Origin of the sequence: Pseudomonas meliae (assembly GCF_001400515.1) — a bacterium.
GTDB lineage: Bacteria > Pseudomonadota > Gammaproteobacteria > Pseudomonadales > Pseudomonadaceae > Aquipseudomonas > Aquipseudomonas amygdali.
Map to the genome: position 1 here is coordinate 1 of NZ_LJQT01000386.1, position 2,435 is coordinate 2,435.

Sequence of the window (2,435 nt, forward strand, 5' to 3'; positions counted from 1 at the left end):
CATGCGACGCAGAGCGCCGCACGATAGTTGAGGTTATCGCTCGCACCGGAGCATTGGCACAAGTCGTTACCCCCTAAACAATGCCTACCAGAACCGCTGCTGAGTCAAACGTCCCCACCACTTCGCCGCCAGTTGATCCGCCGAGGTGGCTGCAGCCATACCCATGCGCTCTTGCAGGCTCTTGCGTTGCACGTAGTGCAGGTAGAACACGTCTGCATCCTTGGCGCGCTCGGCCAGGTACTCGTCGCTGGTCTTGAGTTCGTCGACCAGCAGTTTGTCGACCGCTGCCATGCCCAGCCATACCTCACCCGTCGCCACTTCGTCGATAGACAACTGCGGGCGGTAGCTGGCAACGAAGTTCTTGAACAGGTCGTGGGTGATGTCCAGGTCCTGCTGGAATTTCTCGCGACCCTTCTCGGTGTTTTCGCCAAACACCGTCAGGGTGCGTTTGTATTCGCCTGCGGTCAGCACTTCAAAATCGATGTCGTGCTTCTTCAGCAAGCGATTGACGTTCGGCAACTGCGCCACGACGCCGATGGACCCGAGGATGGCGAAGGGTGCGCTGATGATCTTGTTGCCGATGCAGGCCATCATGTACCCGCCACTGGCCGCAACCTTGTCGATGCATACGGTCAGTGGAATACCGGCCTGCCGAATGCGTGCCAGTTGCGAGGACGCCAGACCATAGCTGTGCACCATGCCGCCACCGCTTTCCAGACGCAGGACCACTTCGTCCTTGTCGGTGGCCAGCGTCAGCAGAGCGGTAATTTCATGACGCATGCTTTCAGTAGCCGAGGCCTTGATGTCACCGTCGAAATCCAGCACATAGACACGGGATTTTGGCTCGGCCTGCTTTTTTTCTTTTTTCAGGGCCTTGCCCTGCTCCTTGCGCAGCGTCTTGAGGCGCTCTTTGTCGAGCAAGGATTGCTCGAGCCGCTCACGCAGGCCTTTATAGAAATCATTGAGCCGGGTGACCTGCAGTTGCCCGGCCGTTTTGCGACGCCCCTTGCCACGCATGGACGCAATGGCAACCAGCACCACCACGATGGCGATCACCAGCGTCACGGTTTTGGCCAGAAAACTTGCGTAATCGACAACGAAATCCACGAATATCCCTCATTTGCGTCAGGCCCTTACCAATCAAGGGCCGCAATAAATGCAGCATACCGACGCCCCGTGCGACGCACCAGCTATCGAGCCGTTACAAACCATTAAAACGATGATTTCAAACGAGCGTATGTTTTTTCATTGACAGTCGCCCGGCATCCCTCATAACCTCGACCCACCTTCAACGTACCGAGACAACACGGACGTGGGCAGCATCTATCTGATACGACATGGCCAGGCCTCATTTGGTGCAGACAATTACGACGTCCTGTCGCCCATGGGCATTCGTCAGTCACAAGTGCTGGGTGCTCACCTCGCGCAGTCGGGCGTGACCTTTGACCGGTGTGTATCGGGTGAGCTCCTGCGCCAGAAAGACACGGCACAGCATGTGCTGGGCCAGTACACAGAAGCAGGTATTGAAACGCCTCCCGTACAGCTCGACAGCGCCTTCGATGAATTCGACGCTGAAGGCGTGATCAGGGCGTTGATACCGGCGATGCTTGTCGATGAACCGCAAGCACTGGATATTCTGCGCGACGTGGCTGGCAACCCCGCAGGGTTTCATCGGTTGTTCAACCTGATTACCAAACGCTGGCTGAGTGGCGAGCACGACACGCCGGGGCTGCAAAGCTGGCAAGGTTTCGTGGACCGCGTCAAGGCAGGCCTGGACAGAATTCTTCAGGACGCAGGTCCGCATGAGCGTATTGCCGTGTTCACCTCCGGCGGCACCATTACTGCCCTGCTCCACCTCGTTACCGGAATGCCTGCAGCAAAGGCACTGGAGCTGCACTGGCATATCGTCAACACTTCGCTGCATCAGCTCAAATTCAAAGGCAACGACGTTACCCTGGCTTCCTTCAACGGTTACACACACTTGCAACTGCTGAAGACGCCGGCGCTCATTACCTATCGCTGAGCCCGGCCAATCGCGTCCTTGCGGACGCAAGTACTCACCACAAAAGGATCAAGACATGACCTCAGTAGCAGACGCCGTACAAACCATGAAGAACAAGTTCAACCCGGCTGCTGCTGCCGGTCTGGACCTGGTCTTCGGTTTCCATATCACCGACGAAGACAAACACTACGCCCTGATCGTCAAGGACAGCACCTGCGAATTGCAGGAAGGCGAAAACCCGGACGCCAACGTGACCCTGGTCATGGACAGCGAAACCCTCAAGGGCATTGTCAGCGGCGAGACCGATGGCATGCAGGCATTCATGGGCGGCAAGCTGCGCGCCGAAGGCGACATGATGCTGGCCATGAAGCTCAGCGAACTGTTCCCGGTTTAAACACCTGACACTTTGCAAGCTGCACCAAAAAAACCGAAG

At 57.1% G+C, this 2,435-nt stretch carries 3 protein-coding genes; 2 read left to right on the top strand and 1 reads right to left on the bottom strand.

The genetic code is table 11. The annotated features are described in order from the left end of the window. Nucleotides 1-84: 84 nt before the first annotated feature. Nucleotides 85-1,107 carry a protease SohB gene (gene sohB, locus ALO64_RS18010; protein ID WP_044343970.1) on the bottom strand — a complete coding sequence of 341 codons (1,023 nt, stop codon included), beginning with the start codon at nt 1,105-1,107 and terminating at the stop codon, nt 85-87. Nucleotides 1,108-1,312: 205 nt separating this feature from the next. Between sohB and ALO64_RS18015 the strand changes: the two genes are divergently transcribed. Further along, nucleotides 1,313-2,023 (top strand): histidine phosphatase family protein, encoded by a 711-nt coding sequence (locus ALO64_RS18015; RefSeq protein WP_005732812.1) that lies wholly within the window; start codon nt 1,313-1,315, stop codon nt 2,021-2,023. Between the two features lie 55 nt (nt 2,024-2,078). Then, nucleotides 2,079-2,396: an SCP2 sterol-binding domain-containing protein gene (locus tag ALO64_RS18020; protein ID WP_002553652.1), complete on the top strand. Its 318-nt coding sequence runs from the start codon at nt 2,079-2,081 to the stop codon at nt 2,394-2,396. Nucleotides 2,397-2,435 lie beyond the last annotated feature (39 nt).

Excerpts from the sequence above, each read along its gene's own strand:
- ALO64_RS18020 (WP_002553652.1), top strand. The coding sequence starts at position 2,079 with ATGACCTCAGTAGCAGACGCCGTACAAACCATGAAGAACAAGTTCAAC.